Origin of the sequence: Nonomuraea cavernae (genome assembly GCF_014646355.1) — a bacterium.
GTDB lineage: Bacteria > Actinomycetota > Actinomycetes > Streptosporangiales > Streptosporangiaceae > Nonomuraea > Nonomuraea cavernae.
In genome coordinates this window covers 96,588-111,777 of record NZ_BMNH01000015.1, presented here as the reverse complement: position 1 = coordinate 111,777, position 15,190 = coordinate 96,588, and the positions used below count along the sequence as shown (strand labels likewise).

At 71.0% G+C, this 15,190-nt stretch carries 11 protein-coding genes; 3 read left to right on the top strand and 8 right to left on the bottom strand.

Annotated elements, in window-relative coordinates:
- Positions 1–10: 10 nt before the first annotated feature.
- The 4 genes from IEY82_RS40170 to IEY82_RS23300 all read right to left on the bottom strand — a co-directional run bounded on the left by IEY82_RS40170 (position 11) and on the right by IEY82_RS23300 (position 7,438).
- Positions 11–1,801 carry a S8 family serine peptidase gene (locus IEY82_RS40170; RefSeq protein WP_189126330.1) on the bottom strand — a complete coding sequence of 597 codons (1,791 nt, stop codon included), beginning with the start codon at positions 1,799–1,801 and terminating at the stop codon, positions 11–13.
- Positions 1,802–1,897: 96 nt separating this feature from the next.
- A complete protein-coding gene (locus IEY82_RS23310) occupies positions 1,898–3,079 on the bottom strand; it encodes a helix-turn-helix transcriptional regulator (RefSeq protein WP_189126329.1) in 1,182 nt (393 codons plus the stop codon).
- A gap of 118 nt (positions 3,080–3,197) precedes the next feature.
- Positions 3,198–5,231 (bottom strand): beta-propeller domain-containing protein, encoded by a 2,034-nt coding sequence (locus tag IEY82_RS23305; RefSeq protein ID WP_189126328.1) that lies wholly within the window; start codon positions 5,229–5,231, stop codon positions 3,198–3,200.
- Between the two features lie 32 nt (positions 5,232–5,263).
- Complete coding sequence (locus tag IEY82_RS23300) at positions 5,264–7,438, bottom strand: serine/threonine protein kinase (protein ID WP_189126327.1); 2,175 nt, start codon at positions 7,436–7,438, stop codon at positions 5,264–5,266.
- A 73-nt stretch (positions 7,439–7,511) separates the two neighbouring features.
- On the opposite strand from IEY82_RS23300, the gene IEY82_RS23295 reads away from it, so the two are divergent.
- On the top strand, positions 7,512–9,017 hold the full coding sequence (locus tag IEY82_RS23295; protein ID WP_189126326.1) for a succinic semialdehyde dehydrogenase: 1,506 nt from the start codon (positions 7,512–7,514) through the stop codon (positions 9,015–9,017).
- Positions 9,014–10,693 (top strand): FAD-dependent oxidoreductase, encoded by a 1,680-nt coding sequence (locus tag IEY82_RS23290; protein ID WP_189126325.1) that lies wholly within the window; start codon positions 9,014–9,016, stop codon positions 10,691–10,693. Before IEY82_RS23295 ends, IEY82_RS23290 begins: the two co-directional genes overlap by 4 nt.
- A 102-nt stretch (positions 10,694–10,795) precedes the next feature.
- Here the strand turns inward: IEY82_RS23290 and tgmC are convergent, their stop codons facing one another.
- The 3 genes from tgmC to IEY82_RS23275 form a co-directional block, all read right to left on the bottom strand.
- A complete protein-coding gene (gene tgmC, locus IEY82_RS23285) occupies positions 10,796–11,941 on the bottom strand; it encodes an ATP-grasp peptide maturase system methyltransferase (protein ID WP_189126324.1) in 1,146 nt (381 codons plus the stop codon).
- Between the two features lie 68 nt (positions 11,942–12,009).
- On the bottom strand, positions 12,010–12,261 hold the full coding sequence (gene tgmA, locus IEY82_RS23280; protein ID WP_225263638.1) for a putative ATP-grasp-modified RiPP: 252 nt from the start codon (positions 12,259–12,261) through the stop codon (positions 12,010–12,012).
- A gap of 198 nt (positions 12,262–12,459) precedes the next feature.
- Positions 12,460–13,155 (bottom strand): hypothetical protein, encoded by a 696-nt coding sequence (locus IEY82_RS23275; protein ID WP_189126322.1) that lies wholly within the window; start codon positions 13,153–13,155, stop codon positions 12,460–12,462.
- 89 nt (positions 13,156–13,244) lie between these two features.
- Between IEY82_RS23275 and IEY82_RS23270 the strand changes: the two genes are divergently transcribed.
- Positions 13,245–14,282, top strand: a complete 1,038-nt coding sequence (locus IEY82_RS23270; protein WP_189126321.1) for a PLP-dependent cysteine synthase family protein — start codon at positions 13,245–13,247, stop codon at positions 14,280–14,282.
- Positions 14,283–14,298: 16 nt separating this feature from the next.
- Here IEY82_RS23270 and IEY82_RS23265 read toward each other — a convergent pair whose 3' ends face one another.
- The gene (locus IEY82_RS23265; protein WP_189126320.1) at positions 14,299–15,162 is read right to left on the bottom strand and encodes an SDR family oxidoreductase; all 864 of its coding nucleotides are present in this window, start codon (positions 15,160–15,162) and stop codon (positions 14,299–14,301) included.
- Between the last annotated feature and the right edge of the window lie 28 nt (positions 15,163–15,190).

The following is a 15,190-nucleotide window of genomic DNA, read 5'->3' as shown; positions in this document are numbered from 1 at the left end:
TCCGCGAAGGTCAGGGAACCGCCACGGTCTTGGTGATCGTGCCGGTGGCGCCCAGATTGTCCGTCACGGTGAGGGTGACGGTCTTCGCGCCGGCCGAGCTGTAGAAGTGCTGGTTGGTCGCGCCGGTGCCGGTCGAGCCGTCGCCGAAGTTCCAGGCGTACGACGCGATCGTGCCGTCGGCGTCCGACGAGGACGAGCCGTTGAAGTTGCAGTAGCGCCAGAACAGGATCGCCTGGCAGGTCTGCGTGAAGTTGGCCACCGGTGGCTGGTTGGCCGGGGTGCCCGCCGTGACCTGCCTGGTGGTGGAGGCGGTGGCGCCCGCGTTGTCGGTCACGGTGAGGGTGACCGTGTAGGTGCCCGCGGTGCCGTACGTGTGGGTCGCCGTGGCGCCGGTGCCGGTGGAGCCGTCGCCGAAGTTCCACGCGTACGAGGCGATCGTGCCATCAGGGTCGCTGGAGCCGGAGCCGTTGAAGGAGCAGGCCAGCTGGGTGCACGACGAGGTGAACGACGCCGTCGGCGGCCGGTTGCCGCCGGTTGTCGGCGGGAAGCGGGTCGCGTCGTGCACGTCGAGCAGCGGTTCCTTGACGCCGTCGGTGGAGTCGTCGGTCCAGTTGGAGTTGCCGGTGGCGATCAGCTCGGTCCGTACGGCCAGCGAGCCGGCCCTGGTCGTCGGCTTGTTGGCGCCCGAGGTGAGGATGCCCGCGGCGCCCGCGACGTGCGGGCTGGCCATCGAGGTGCCGCTGATGGTGTTGTAGCCGCCGTTCATCCAGGTGGAGTAGATGCAGGTGCCGGGAGCGGTGATCTCCACGGTGGTGCCGTAGTTGGAGTAGGACGCCAGCGTGTCGTCCTGGTCGGTCTCGGTGCGGCACGACAGCGTGCTGCCGCCCTGGCCGCCGGGCAGGCCGTCGTTGTCGGTCATCGCCGAGACGGTGATCACGTCGGCGTGGTTGGCCGGGAAGAACGACGACGCGTTCGCGCTGCTGTTGCCCGCCGCGACGACGACGACCACGCCGGCGTTGACGGCGTTCGTGATGGCCGTGCTGATCGCGCTGCTGGAGCAGCCGCTGCAGCCGAGGCTGAGGTTGATGACCTCGATGGTCGAGGCGCGGGCGACCACCCAGTCGATTCCGGCGGCGATGGCCGCGAGGGTGCCGGAACCGGCCGAGTTGAGCACCTTGACGCCGTGGATGCGCGCGCCGGGCGCGACGCCCACCGGGCCGATCGTGTTGTCGATGGCGCCGACGGTGCCCGCGACGTGCGAGCCGTGACCGTTGTCGTCGTCACCGGAGTTGTTCACGCACGAGCCGGTCGTGCAGTTGGCCCTGGCGACCACGTTCAGGTCGGGGTGGTCGAAGTCCACCCCGGTGTCGACGACGGCCACGTCCACGTCGATGCGGACGTCGTCCACGCCGTCGATGTCCAGGTTGGGGTTGCTCGGGCCGAAGATCCGCCGCACGCCCGTCGGCGTGGTCTGCGGGAACGCCACGACCTCGGCGTCAGGCTCGACGGTGAGCACGTTCGGGTTCTTCCGGAGCGCCTCGGCGGCGGCCGGGGTGAGGCGGGCGGTGTAGCCCTTGAAGGCGTGCTCGTAGACGCCGACGAGTGTGCCGTCCAGCTGGTTCACCTGGTCCTCGGCGGTCGCTCGTGGCGCCGCCCGCAGCTTGCCCGGGTTGAGCTGGACGATGTACGAGCCCTCCTCGGCCGAGGATGAGGCCGAGACGGAGGCGTGGATCGGGGTCGGCGTCATGAGTAACGCCAGCGCGCTGACGAGTAACGCGAGCAGGGGGGTGCGTCGTCGCATGGCAGCGTGAGCCCTTCCTGGGGTGGCGGATGGGGACCATTGAAAACATGAGCCCAAATCAGGCTCCCGGCCATACGTAAAGCACACGTATTGCGACTACGTAGTGCGTAGTTGCCTGCGTGAGCTCAGGCCGAGTTTGCGCAGCGCGTTGGCCACGTGCACCTCGACCGTCCGGGGTGACAGGAACAGGTCCTCGGCGATCTCCCGGTTCGTCAGCCCGTCGGCGGCCAGCCTGACGACCTGCTCCTCCCGGGGCGACAGGGTGCCCTGCGGCTGGGGCGGGCCGTCGATCCGGCGGTTCAGCCGGCGCCGCGCCGCAGGGGTGATCGAGTCGCACAGGGCCTGCCGGGTCAGCGGCTGGCGCAGGCCGTACCTGCCGGGGGGCGACTCCCACAGCAGGCCGCGCCGTACGGCTTCGGCCAGGCCGCGTTCGCCCTGTTCGGGCGGCACCCCCGCGACGGCGGTCAGTGTCCGTTGACCGGTCGGCTCCGGCAGCACGGCCGCAGCCTGCACGAGCCGGCGGGCCGCGAGCGGCAGCGAGCCGAGCTTGAGGAGTACGGCGTCGCGCAGCGCGGGCGGCGTGCCCGGCTCCCGGCCCTCGGCGAGCATCCGGGCCAGTTCCTCGACCGCGAACGGCACGCCCCGGGTGAGCGGCCACAGGTCACGCGGCTCGGGGAGCAGGTGCCCGGCCAGCAGCGCGGTCTCCCCGGCGTCGAGCGGTGCCAGCGCGAGCTCGGCGTGGTCGATGTGCGGCGGCAGGTGGGCGAGCAGCTCGGCCACCGGATGGGCGAGGTCCTCGGCCCGGTAGGTGACCACCAGGTTGACCGCCTCGGGCAGGCAGCGGGCCAGGAAGGCGAGCAGTTGCCTGGTGCCGGGGTCCACCCAGTGCGCGTCCTCGACCACCAGCGTGATCGGCTGCAGCGAGCCGAGCAGCGACAGCACGGCCCTGAACAGACGATGCCGCTCGACCTGCGGATCCGGGAGCGGAGGCGGGGCGGGCGGCAGCAGCTGGGCGAACTCGGGTAAGAAAGGGCGTAACGCGCCGGTGACCGGGTTGAGGTCGGCGGGTGGGCAGGTGTCCCGCAGCGCCTCGACGATCGGGCCGTACGGGAATCGCATCGGGTGGCAGCGACCGATCAGCATGGGGTGTCCGGCCAGCTCGTGCAGGAGGCGGGTCTTGCCGACGCCCGCCTCGCCCTCGATCAGGATGACGACGGGCGGGCGGCTGAGAGCCGCCGTCAACTGGCGCAGCTCGCGCTGCCGTCCCACGAAAGGCATGCCGCACCGCCCGGCCCGAACTACAAAGTGTCAGTGGATTTTTCATTATTTGTGGGACTGTGTCCATATGAAAGGGCGCCGCCCCTGGGGAACGGCGCACTTCCAGATCGGAGGGGTGTCAGTTCATCGGGATCCACGCCTGCCGGGCCAGCGAGGTGGCGTCGTTCACCTGGACACCGCTCTGGGAGACGGTCCAGATGGAGTCGCCGACGACCATCGAGCGCTCGATGCCGGGCTGGTAGCCGTTCCTGCGATCCAGGGGATGCTCGATCAGGCCGAGCTTGGTGACCGCGGAGTCGTCGATCTTCAGCGCCATGGCGCCCTGGCGGCCGGTGTGGTCGCTGAGCGGGATGACCGACAGGCCCGTCTTCGGCCAGTACAGGAACGCGTGCGGGTTCCACTCGGCCTCGGAACCCGAGTCCTTCTGGAACAGCTGCGAAAGCCGGCGCGGGCCGGCCGGGTCGCTCACGTCGAACAGCGACACCTGCGTGCCGAGCGTCCGGCCCTGCTCGCTGGCCTCCTGGCCGATGCCGATCAGCCGCCCGTCGCCCGCCGGGTGCAGGTAGGCGGAGTAGCCGGTGATCTTCAGCTCGCCCGTCACGCGGGGTTCGGCCGGGTCGCGCAGGTCGATCGTGTAGAGCGGGTCCACCTGCTTGAACGTGACGCAGTAGCCGACCGGGCCGATGAAGCGGACCGAGTAGATCTGCTCGCCCTTGCCGAGCCCGCCGACCTCGCCCACCCTGCGCATGCCGGCGGCCTCCAGCACGTAGACGCTGCTGGAGCTGGGCCGCTGGTCGGTGGAGGTGAGGGTGGTGGCGATGCGGAGGTGGCCGTCGTGCTCCGACAGGGAGTACTGGTTCAGCAGCCGGCCGGGCACCTTGCCGGAGGCAACGTAGGAGGGGGCGCCGGGCTTGCCCAGGTCGAACCGGTGCACCTCGGTCTCCTCCGGCGGTTCCGTGGGAGTCGGCGCCAGAGTGGGCTTGACCTTGCCCTCGGCCGGCGCGGACTCGGTGGGCGAAGTGGCCGAGGTGGCCGAGCTGGACGTGCTGGCTGAGGTGGCCGAGGTGGACGTGCTGGCCGAGGTGGACGTGGTGCGTGGGCTGGGCTCCGAGGGGGTCGGCTCGGTGATCGGGGCGTCCTCCACGACCATCGGCTGCATGGGCCGCCACCAGTGCGGGTTGCTGGCCACGTACAGGCTCTGGCCGGTGCCGTAGACGATGTCGCCGTCGGCCGCCAGGCTGATCGGGTCGGTGCCGGCCGCCGTGACGCCCTGGGCCAGGTCGATCGTGTGCAGGGTGAGCAGCGAGGCGCCGGTGTAGTCGGCCGGGTGGCTGACCCGCTCGCAGGGCACCGAGTCCTTCCTGGTGGCGCCGGACGCGTCGGTGATCTCGACCTTGGGCAGCCACGCGTCCAGCGACGCCTGCCGTACCGCGGCCTGGTTGAGCTTCCTGCGCTCGGCCTCCGAGGTGGCGTCGGGGGGCCGGGGGAACGTGATGGCAGGCTGGCTCCGGGTGACCAGCCGCACGGTCGAGCCGACCATCCGGGCGTCGACGTACTCGCCGTCCGGCTTGATCGTGGCGAGCACCTTGAGCTGCCCGGACAGGTCCACGAGCAGGTATCTGGTCTCGCTCATCGGCACGACGGCGTCGAACACCATGCCGCCGCCCCGCATCAGCACCAGCGCCCGATCGCCCGAGACGAGCAGGTCGGCGGGCTGGTAGGTCGGCTCCTTGCCGCCGTTCAGGTCCAGCGAGGCGGTGACCTTCCTGGTCGCCGTGTCGATGACGCGCAGTACGCCGTTGCCGGCCGTGATGACCCGGTCCCCGTCGGTCTTGACCAGGTCGGGCTCGTCCACGCCCGCCTCGTGCACGTTCGTCGTGGAGTGCTCGGGAGTGAGCGAGACCTTGGCCTCGGGCACGGCCATCGCGGTGTCACGTGCCAGATACTTCACCTGGGGCCCGCCGAAGCCCCACGCGCCGACGCTCTTCGCCGCGCGCTCGCGCAGCCCGGCCAGCAGCTCGTCGCAGTCGCTGTAGGAGACGAGACGTACGGCCTCCAGCCGCTGCTTCGGGAGCGGCGGGGTGGCGGAGGTGCAGGCGGCGGTGGTCGCGAGGACTGTGGCGACCAGTGCCGTACGGATCGGCGGCTTCATGACCACATTGACGGATTCCGCGGCCGGGTGGTTCAGGAGCCCCGGGCCGGGTTGACGGTGAAGACGGGACTCAGCTCCAGCTCGTCGGGGATCTCCAGCAGCTTGCGCACCAGCTCGCCGTCGAAGCCGACGACCTGGACCTCGTCGTTGCTGGCGTTGCTCTGCTCCCAGCAGAACAGGTGGGTCTCGTCGTACCAGCCGAGGATCTTGTCGCAGTCGGAGGAGAACGCCCGGACCCGGACGCCGGTGGCTGAGTCCCAGAGGCAGTGGTCGCGGCCGACGCCCTCGGGGCAGTTGGTCACGAACAGCTTGCCGGAAGGGGAGAAGAGGTCCTGCGTGCCCGAGGCCAGCGTGCCGACGGCGGGCGCGTCGCGGACCGCCTTGCCCGCGGCGTCGAAGAAGCGCAGGCCCTCGTCCTTGCCGTAGACGTTGACCACGCCCTTCTCCTCGCCGTCCCAGCCGAAGGAGGAGCCGCGGATCGCGTTGTCGGCCACGTTGACCACGGTGGCCTTGGCCTCGGCCACGTCGATGAGGACGAAGCCCAGGTAGAGCCAGTCGTCGCCCTTCTTCCGCTCGATGTTGAGCAGGAGCTTCGAGCCGTCCTTGGACCAGGAACGCAGGCTGCTGATCAGCGGCTCGCGCACGGTCTTGACGGTGGACCTGGCGCCCGAGCGCCGGTCGGTGATGACGATCGAGTCGTAGTCGTCGGAGGTGTAGGTGCGGCCCCTGGTGGCCAGGCGGTGACCGTCTGGCGAGACGAGTGACTCCCAGTTGTCGGCGTACTTGATGAACGTGCCGCGCAGTGACTTCCTGGCGTAGTCCTGCCACTCCTCGGACTTCTTGTCGTAGATCTCGTACGAGGTGAGGGTGATGGCGTCAGCCGGGTGCTCGTAGAGCGTGATCGCGCCACCGGGCAGTTTGCGCTTGACCGGGTCGGCCGGCACCGCCGTGGGGGTCTCGCGCTGCTGTGTCGTCGTCGGTCGCGGCGTGGCCGAAAGGGCCGCGACCGGGGGCCGCTGCCGCGAGACGACCACCGCCACGGCCGCCAGCATGAGCACCGCGACGGCCACCGTCACACCGATGATGATCGGGCCCCTGCCCTTGCGGGGTGGCGGGAACCCCGGCCGGTGGTGCGTGGGAAAGGAGGTCGAAGACCCGGGATACGCTCCGGGCGGCATCGAGGACCTCGCGGGCGCCGGGAATGCCACCGGCGTGGACCCCATCGGCGACCCCGAGGCCATCGGGTGCCGAGACGGCGCCGGATGCGCCGGGTGCGGTGTCGGCGTCGGGTGCGGTGCCGGGTGCGCTGCCGGGGGCGTCGGGTGCGGTGGTGCCGCCGGGTACGGCGCCGAGGGGGTCGCGGCGGCGGCCGCCTGGGCGAGGATGCCCGGGTTGGGCGCGGCGCGCTGCAGTAAGCGCATGATCACCTGCTCGGCCGTCGGCCGGCGGGCAGGGTCCTTGGCCAGGCAGTCGAGCACCACGTCGCGCAGCGGCCCGTCGAGCACGCCCACGTCGGGATCCTGGTTGAGCACCCGGTTGAGCACCGCGGGCATGGTGTCGCTGCCGAACGGCGCCCGGCTGGACGCGGCGAACACCATCGTCCCGGCCCACGAGAACAGGTCGGCGGCCGGCCCGACGGTGTGTCCCATGATCTGCTCGGGCGGCATGTACGAAGGGGTGCCGACCGGCATGCCGCTGATCGTCGAGGTGGCGTCGAGCGCCCGCGCGATGCCGAAGTCGATCACCCGCGGCCCGTCGGTGCCGAGGATCACGTTGGCCGGCTTGAAGTCGCGGTGCACGATGCCGGCCTGGTGGATCGCGGCCAGCGCGGTGGCCGTGCCGACGGCCAGGCGGTGCAGCGAGGAGCCGGTGCGCGGCCCCTCCCGCTGCACGACCTGCTGCAGCGACGGCCCCTCGATGAACTCACTGACGATGTAGGGCCGCTGGTGTTCGATGCCGGTGCCCAGAACGGCCGCCGTGCAGAACGGCGCCACCCGCTGAGCCACCTGCACCTCGCGCAGGAACCGTTCGACGCTCACCTCGTCGGCCGCCTGGTCGGCCCGCAGCCACTTGACGGCGACGTGCTCGCCGGAGGGGTCCTTGGCCAGGTAGACGACCCCTTGCCCGCCCTCGCCGAGCCTGCCGAGGAGATCGAGGCCGGCCAGGCGTGGCGGATCTCCGGGTCTGAGCGGCGCGAAGGAAGGCATGAGGGGATTCTCACCCCATGCCGCGCCCGGCGAAAACTACCCGCGAGTAGCATGTCCGGAATATCCTTCTGCCATGCACGTGACGTCCAGCGGCACGACCCAGCAGATCACCGTGCCGTTCACCGGCGAACCCCTCGCCCAACTGCCCCTCTCCACCGCCGACGACGTCAGCGCGGCCTACCGTAAGGCACGGGCCGCCCAGGAGGAATGGGCCGCCCGGCCGGTCGCCGAACGGGTGCGGCCGTTCCTCCTCCTCCACGACGCGCTGCTCGACCGGCGCGACGAGATCCTCGACATCGTCCAGAACGAGACCGGCAAGGCCCGCAAGCACGCCTTCGAGGAGGTGCTGGACGTCGCCGGGTGCGGCCTCTACTACGCTCGCCGCGCCCCCGGCCTGCTCGCCCCGCGCAGACGCCAGGGCATCCTCCCGGTGGCCACCCGGGTGAGCGAGCTGCGCCGGCCCAAGGGCGTGGTCGCGCTCATCTCGCCGTGGAACTACCCGCTCTCGCTCGGGGTCACCGACGCCGTCCCCGCGCTCCTGGCCGGCAACGCGATCGTCCACAAACCCGACACGCAGACCGCCCTGTCCACGCTGTGGACGATCGACCTGCTGGCCGAGCTGGGCATGCCGCGCGAGATCTGGCAGGTGGTGCTGGGCGAGCCCGCCGAACTCGGCGACGCGCTGCTCGACGGGGCCGACTACGTGGCCTTCACCGGCTCCACCCGCAGCGGCCGGAAGATCGCCGAGGAGGCGGCCAAGCGGCTCATCGGCTGCTCCCTGGAGCTCGGCGGCAAGAACCCGATGGTGGTGCTCGACGACGCCGACCTCGACCTCGCCGTCCAGGGCGCCCTCCGGGCCTGCTTCACCAACGCCGGCCAGCTCTGCCTGTCGATCGAGCGCCTGTACGTGCACGCGAGCGTGTTCGACGCCTTCGCCGAGCGCTTCACCCGGCAGGTGCGCAACCTGCGGCTGGGCGCGGGCCACGACTGGTCGGTGCAGATGGGCTCGCTCACCTCCCAGCGCCAGCTCGACGCCGTCAGCGCGCACGTCGACGACGCGCTGGACAAGGGCGCCACGCTGCTGACCGGCGGCAAGGCGAGGCCCGACCTCGGGCCGCTGTTCTACGAGCCCACGGTCCTCACCGGCGTCACCGAGGACATGGAGCTGTGCCGCAACGAGACGTTCGGCCCGGTGGTCGCGCTGTACCCGTTCGGCACCGACGACGAGGCCGTCGCCCTGGCCAACGACACCGTCTACGGGCTCAACGCCTCCGTCTGGACCACCGACCTCGCCCGCGGCCGCGCGCTCGCCGCCCGCGTCAAGGCCGGCACGGTCAACATCAACGAGGGGTACGGCTCCGCCTACGCCTCCTACGACGCCCCGATGGGCGGCATGAAGGCGTCCGGCATCGGCCGCAGGCACGGCGCGGAGGGCCTGCTCCGCTACACCGAGTCGCAGACCGTGGCCTCCCAGGCGAGCTGGCTGGGGTTCGAGCCGCCGTTCGACCTGTCGTACGAGACGTGGGCCGAGGTTCTGAGCGTCACGCTCAAGACGATGAGGAGGCTCCGGCTCAAGTGAGCGACTTCGACGTGCTCGTCATCGGGTCCGGGTTCGGCGGCAGCGTCTCGGCGCTCCGGCTGACCGAGAAGGGGTACAGGGTCGGCGTGCTGGAGGCGGGCCGGCGCTTCGACGAGTCCACCCTGCCCGCCACCTCCTGGCACGCGCGCGACTTCCTGTGGGCGCCCTGGCTCGGGCTGAAGGGCATCCAGCGCATCCACGTGCTGCGCGGCGAGCGTGGCAGCAAGGTCATGGTGCTGGCCGGGGCCGGGGTGGGCGGCGGATCGCTCAACTACGCCAACACCCTGTACGAGCCGCTCGACCCGTTCTTCCAGGACCCGCAGTGGGCGTCCATCACCGACTGGAAGGCCGAGCTGGCTCCCCACTACGACCAGGCCAGACGCATGCTGGGCGTGGTGACCAACCCCACGGTGACCCGGGCCGACGAGATCATGCGCAAGGTCGCCGATCGGATGGGCGTGGCGGACACCTTCCGCCTCGCGCCCGTCGGCGTCTACTTCGGCGAGGACGGCGTCGACCCCTACTTCGGCGGCGCCGGCCCCGAGCGGCGCGGGTGCACGCAGTGCGGCCAGTGCATGACCGGCTGCCGTCACGGCGCCAAGAACATGCTCACCAAGAACTACCTCTACCTGGCCGAACGGGCGGGCGCCCGGATCTACGCCGAGTGCACCGTCACCTCGGTGCGTCCGCTGCCCTCCGGCGGCTACCGGGTGCACGTCCGTAGGACGGGGTCCGCGCGGCTGCGCCGTACGTTCACCGCGAAGCAGGTCGTCTTCGCGGCCGGCACGTACGGCACCCAGCGGTTGCTGCACCGGCTGCGCGCCGACGGCACGCTGCCCCGCGTCTCCGCCCGGTTGGGCACGCTGACCAGGACCAACTCCGAGGCGCTGCTGGGCTTCGAACGGCTCTCGGCCGACGGCGAGAAGCTCAACTCCGGCGTCGCCATCACCTCCTCCATCCACCCCGACGCGCAGACGCACATCGAGCCGGTCCGCTACGGCGACGGCTCCAACGCGATGGGCCTGCTGCGCACCCTGCTCATCGACGGCGGCCAGTCCCGGTGGCGCGCCTTCGCCCGAGAGGCGGCGGCGCACCCACTGCGGGCGCTGCGCCTGCTCAACCTGCGGCGCTGGTCGGAGCGGACCATCATCGCGCTGGTCATGCAGGCCAAGGACAACTCGATCACGGTACGCGGCACCCGCTGGGGCCTGCGCGCGTCACGCGGCCACGGCGAGCCCAATCCCACCTGGATCCCGGCCGGTCACGACGCGGTACGGCACGCGGCCGAGGAGGTCGGCGGGCTGCCGGGCGGGTCGTGGCTGGACCTGTTCGACATCCCGGCGACGGCGCACTTCCTCGGCGGCTGCGCGATCGGCGACTCCCCGGACACCGGCGTGATCGATCCCTACCACCGGCTCTACGGCCACGAGGGGCTGCACGTCGTCGACGGTTCGGCCGTCTCGGCCAACCTCGGCGTCAACCCGTCGCTGACCATCACCGCGCAGGCCGAGCGGGCCATGTCGTTCTGGCCGAACGCGGGCGAGGCGGATCCGCGTCCGCCCCTCGGATCGGCCTACGACCGGCTCTCGCCGGTCGCGCCGCGCCACCCGGTGGTCCCCGCCGCCGCCCCCGGCGCCCTCCGGCTGACCCTCACGCCACGTACGACGCCGGCCTGACGTGTACGACGCGGAGACCTGACCGCGTACGGCGTCGAGATCCGACCGGGTGCGCGGGCCCGCCGGGGCGGATCCCGCGCGCGGGACACCGCCGTGGATCGGTCAGACAGGGAGATTCCAGCTCGGCCCGTCCGGGTCGCCGAGCCAGACCCGCTGCCGCCCGTCGCGCGTCACGGTGAGACCGAAGGCCGACTGGTGGGGAGATCCCGCTCGCTGCCAGGTCAGGATGGCGTCCTCGACGGCGTCCCACAGCCGGAGCGGCCCGTGCTGGTGCACGCTCCAGCCACCGTCCGGGGCCGGCTCGGTGGTGGCCTGGGACCCGGTGGCCACGTCGATCAGGAACACCTCGTCCCCGTCACCGATCTTCTCGGCCGAAGGCGCGGCGAGCTGGGCGACGAACACGCCGGTCGAGTCGTCGAGCAGCTTCGGATCGATCCGGCTCGCGCGCGCCTCCCCGAGGCCCGTCAGGTAGAACGGCGAGCGCGGCGGGGGCTGATGCGGGCGGGCGGGCATGAACGAGATGTCCTCGGCGCGGAACCGGCCGGAGGCGGTGCCGTCGTCGCCGAGCCTGAGATGCGCGAACGCCGACCCGTGCATCCAGCCCGTCAGCGGAGCGGTGATGGTGCCGCCGTCACGCACCTGCCACATCCAGGGCGCGGGGATGTAGCGCACCGAACAGGTGGCGATCAGGTGGTCGTACTCGGCGTTCTCCGGATGGCCGCCGAGGCCGTCACCCACGACGAGGGTGGGGGCGTAGCCCTGCCGCGAGAGGCCGGCCCGCGCGCCGGCGGCCACGGCCCGATCGTACTCGACCGAGGTCACGCGAGCCTCGCCGAGCCGGTGGCACATGAGAGCGGTGGAGTAGCCCGTCCCCGTGCCGATCTCCAGCACCGAGTCGGTGTCCACGATCTCGGCGACCCCCAGCATCCGCACCACCAGGCTGGGCATCGTGGAGGAGCACGTCGGGCTCCCGCCCATCGTGTCGGTCGCGGCCGCAGCCATGACACCGTCCACTTGGGTGACCCAGGATTCGTCGGAGTCGGCCATCCGCAGCCACTCCTCATCGCCCACGTCCTGGCGACGCACCGGCTCCCACAGCGTGCCGTACGAACCGTTCACCCGCCGGAAGACCGCGTCTCCGAGAAAGAACTCGCGGGAAACGTGCTCGACCGCGGCCCGCCATTGCGGATCGTGTAGGTGACCACCCGAGATGAGTCGCTCGGCCAGTCCAGCGCTCCGATCGGTCATGTACGTCCTTTCCCCAGAGAGGTTGGCGAGAGCGCACGCTGTTGATCACCAGAACGGAACATCCGTCATCAACAGTCGTCGGCGTAGTCGATGGTGTTGTCGTGGTCTTTAGCAGGCCTCGTACTGTCAGAGCAGCTGGTCGTCGTGTTCTTGTTGGTCTCCTTGTTGGTGCCGTGCCTGCCCGCCTCGATCGGCTGGCCGGACGGATCGAAGTAGCGACCGGTCTGTGTCACGGGGTCGAGTTCGACGCGGGGCACTTCCACGCGAGCGGACGGGTTGAATGCGGTCACGCGGGTGACTCCCCACGGTTCGGCTGTCATGGTTTTCATGGCCTGGTGTCTCCTTCTTTCTTCGGTTGACGGACAGGGTGGCCCACCGGTTGACGTGGCCGCCGGGGAATCGGAAGGCGAGATGGCGAGTTGCCGGGCTTGCGGTGAAAAGGGGCCGGCCATTGATTGGCCGGCCCCCGGGTGTGTCCGGTCGGGCCCCGTTCGACCGGATTCACCACTGGTACGCACTCAGGCGGCGCGGGTGATGGTCTCGCAGTCGGCGTTGACCGTATCCACGGCGACTCGGTCGGCGATCGCCCTGTCGGCGGTGCCGCCGTCGCAGCGGACGGAGTTCTCCGCCTGGCCGTCCTGGACGTCGATCACGTCGTTGCCGGCGCCACCCGACACGGTGTCCCGGCCGCGGCCCGGTGTGATCGTGTTGCCCAGGGCGTCGCCGGTCAGCGTGTCGCCGAACGAGCTGCCGATGATGTTCTCCGTCTGGATGTTGTCCTGGTCGGCCGGCCGGGTGCCCTCGGCGGGGCGGCCGTCGTTGAACGCGAAGTCCAGTCGCACGGTCACCCCGGCCGCGGCCGAGGACAGGGCGTAGGAGGTGGTGTCCTCGCCGTTGTGGCCGGCGTACAGGATGCGGCTGGCCGTGGTGCCGGCGGCCTCGCCGACGAGGAAGGTGTCGTCGCCGTCGTCGCCCTCGACCGACCCGGCGAACGGGACGAGCGTGCGGAAGGTGTCGCGGCCGTTGCCCAGCCTCGCCAGGATCTTCGGGATGCCGGCCGAGCACCGGACCGTGGTGGGATCACCGGCGACCGCCAGGCAGCCGGCTCCCGGAACGATCGTCACCGAGTCGGACACCCGGATCGCACCCCCGCTCTCGACGTCTCCATGGTTGAGCAGAAGATTGTTCTGCTCTGCTGAGAAATGCACACTCATGACGGCCTATTTCCAGCAAAAGTACGCACACCCAGTGCTCCTGGCCTCGTTTGAGCGCGGGCACATCAAGGGCGTGAAAGGGTGATCAGGTGAGCTGGGACGTGCACGCGCTGGACCTGCTGGAGACGGGGGCGCCGACGCCTCTGGTCGAGTTTCCCGTGGCGGCGCCCGGCGTCAGGCTGCTGCTGAAGGACGAGTCGGCGCATCCGACCGGGAGCCTGCGGCACCGGCATGCCAGGGCGTTGCTCCGGCGGGCCGTCCTCGACGGGCTGGTGACCGAGGGGACGACCGTGGTGGAGGCCACCGGTGGCAACGCCGCCGTGGCGCAGGCGTGGTTCGCCAGGCGGCTCGGCCTGCCGTACATCGTGGTCATGCCTGGCGCGCGCGGTGAGGAACGGGCGCGGCCGGTGGAGGAGCTGGGCGGCGAGTGCCGGTTCGTGACCCCGCCACTGGCGATCTACGACGCGGCGCGGCAGATCGAAGGGCACTTCCTCGACCAGTTCGGTCGAGCGGTCGAGCACGACCTGGCCGACGAGCTGTTCGCCCAGGTACGCCCGGACTGGGTGGTGGTGGGGGCCGGCACCGGAGCCACCTCGGCGACCCTGGGCCGCCGGGCCCAGGCCCTCGTCGCCTCTCCGGGTGCGGGCCCAGAGCGACTCCCCACGCTTGCGGGCCCAGAGCCGGGAAGCGTGGACCGGACACGGGTGGCGGTGGCCGATCCCGAGAACTCGGCGTACTTCCCCGGATGGACCCTGGACGTGTCCGACTACGCCACGGGCATGCCGTCACGCATCGAGGGGATCGGCAGGCCGCGCGTGGAGCCCGGTTTCCGCCCGGACCTGGTCGACCTGGTGATCCCGGTGCCCGACGCGGCCTCCGTCGCCGCCGCCCGGCGCGTTCGCGAGGTCACCGGGCTGCCCGTGGGCGGTTCGTCGGGCACCGCGCTCTGGGCCGCGCTGGAGCTGGTCGAACGGATGCGCGCCAAGGGCCGTCACGGCACGGTGGTGTCCGTGATCGGTGACGCGCATCCACGACATCTGGCGACTTATCACGATGACGCGTGGGCCACCGCGAAAGGGCTCGACGTGCGCGCTCACGAGCGGGAGCTGCTCCGCCGTACGAGCTGATCAGCCGGAGCGGCGTTCACCCCGGAAGGGTCTCGCCGCCGATGGGGGCGAGGACCTCGCCGGTGTAGTACGACGACAGCCGCTCGGCGGCGAAGAAGACGTACGACGGCGCGATCTCGTCGGGGTCGGCGGCCCGCTTCATCGGCACCTGCTCGCCGAACTTCTCGACCTTCTCCTCGGGGAACGTCGCCGGGATCAGCGGCGTCCAGACCGGCCCGGGGGCCACGGCGTTGACCCGGATGCCCTTTTCGACGAGGTTCTGTGCCATCGCGTAGGTGAATGCGTTGATCGCGCCCTTGGTGGCGGAGTAGTCGATCAGCGTCTTGTTGCCGCGCAGCCCGTTCACGGACGAGGTGTTGATGATCGCGCTGCCCTCCCGCAGGTACGGCAGGGCGGCCTTGGTGACCCGGTAGTAGCTGTGGATGTTCACCGCGAACGTGTGCTCCCACTGCTCGTCGGTCAGCTCCTCCAGGGAGTTGACCGGCTCCTGGTAGGCCACGTTGTTGACCACGACGTCGAGGCCGCCGAGCTCGCCGACCGCCTGCTCGACGACCGACGCGCAGTGGTCGCGGTCGCCCAGGTCGCCCGGGAGCAGCACGCAACGCCGATCGGCCTGCTCCACGAGCTTCTTGGTGTGGTTGGCGTCCTCGTGCTCGCTGAGGTAGGCGATCGCGACGTCGGCCCCCTCCTTGGCGAAGGCGATGGCGACCGCCCGGCCGATGCCGGAGTCACCGCCGGTGATCAACGCCCGCTTGCCCGCCAGCAGGCCCCTGCCCTCGTAGTCGCGCATCTCATCGCGGGGTTCGGGCGCCATCTCGCCGCTTCGGCCTGGGTACGGCTGGCTCTGTCCGGGTGGTGTGCTGTTCGGTGTCTCCGGCATACCGGGGCGCTTGCCCGCAGGTGAGCCC

What these genes read in the sequence shown, in the direction of transcription:
- IEY82_RS40170 (WP_189126330.1), bottom strand. Translation starts at nt 1,801, where the DNA reads ATGCGACGACGCACCCCCCTGCTCGCGTTACTCGTCAGCGCGCTGGCG.
- IEY82_RS23295 (WP_189126326.1), top strand. Translation starts at nt 7,512, where the DNA reads ATGCACGTGACGTCCAGCGGCACGACCCAGCAGATCACCGTGCCGTTC.
- IEY82_RS23305 (WP_189126328.1), bottom strand. Translation starts at nt 5,231, where the DNA reads ATGAAGCCGCCGATCCGTACGGCACTGGTCGCCACAGTCCTCGCGACC.
- IEY82_RS23275 (WP_189126322.1), bottom strand. Translation starts at nt 13,155, where the DNA reads ATGAGTGTGCATTTCTCAGCAGAGCAGAACAATCTTCTGCTCAACCAT.
- IEY82_RS23265 (WP_189126320.1), bottom strand. Translation starts at nt 15,162, where the DNA reads ATGCCGGAGACACCGAACAGCACACCACCCGGACAGAGCCAGCCGTAC.
- IEY82_RS23310 (WP_189126329.1), bottom strand. Translation starts at nt 3,079, where the DNA reads ATGCCTTTCGTGGGACGGCAGCGCGAGCTGCGCCAGTTGACGGCGGCT.
- tgmA (WP_225263638.1), bottom strand. Translation starts at nt 12,261, where the DNA reads ATGACAGCCGAACCGTGGGGAGTCACCCGCGTGACCGCATTCAACCCG.
- IEY82_RS23300 (WP_189126327.1), bottom strand. Translation starts at nt 7,438, where the DNA reads ATGCCTTCCTTCGCGCCGCTCAGACCCGGAGATCCGCCACGCCTGGCC.
- tgmC (WP_189126324.1), bottom strand. Translation starts at nt 11,941, where the DNA reads ATGACCGATCGGAGCGCTGGACTGGCCGAGCGACTCATCTCGGGTGGT.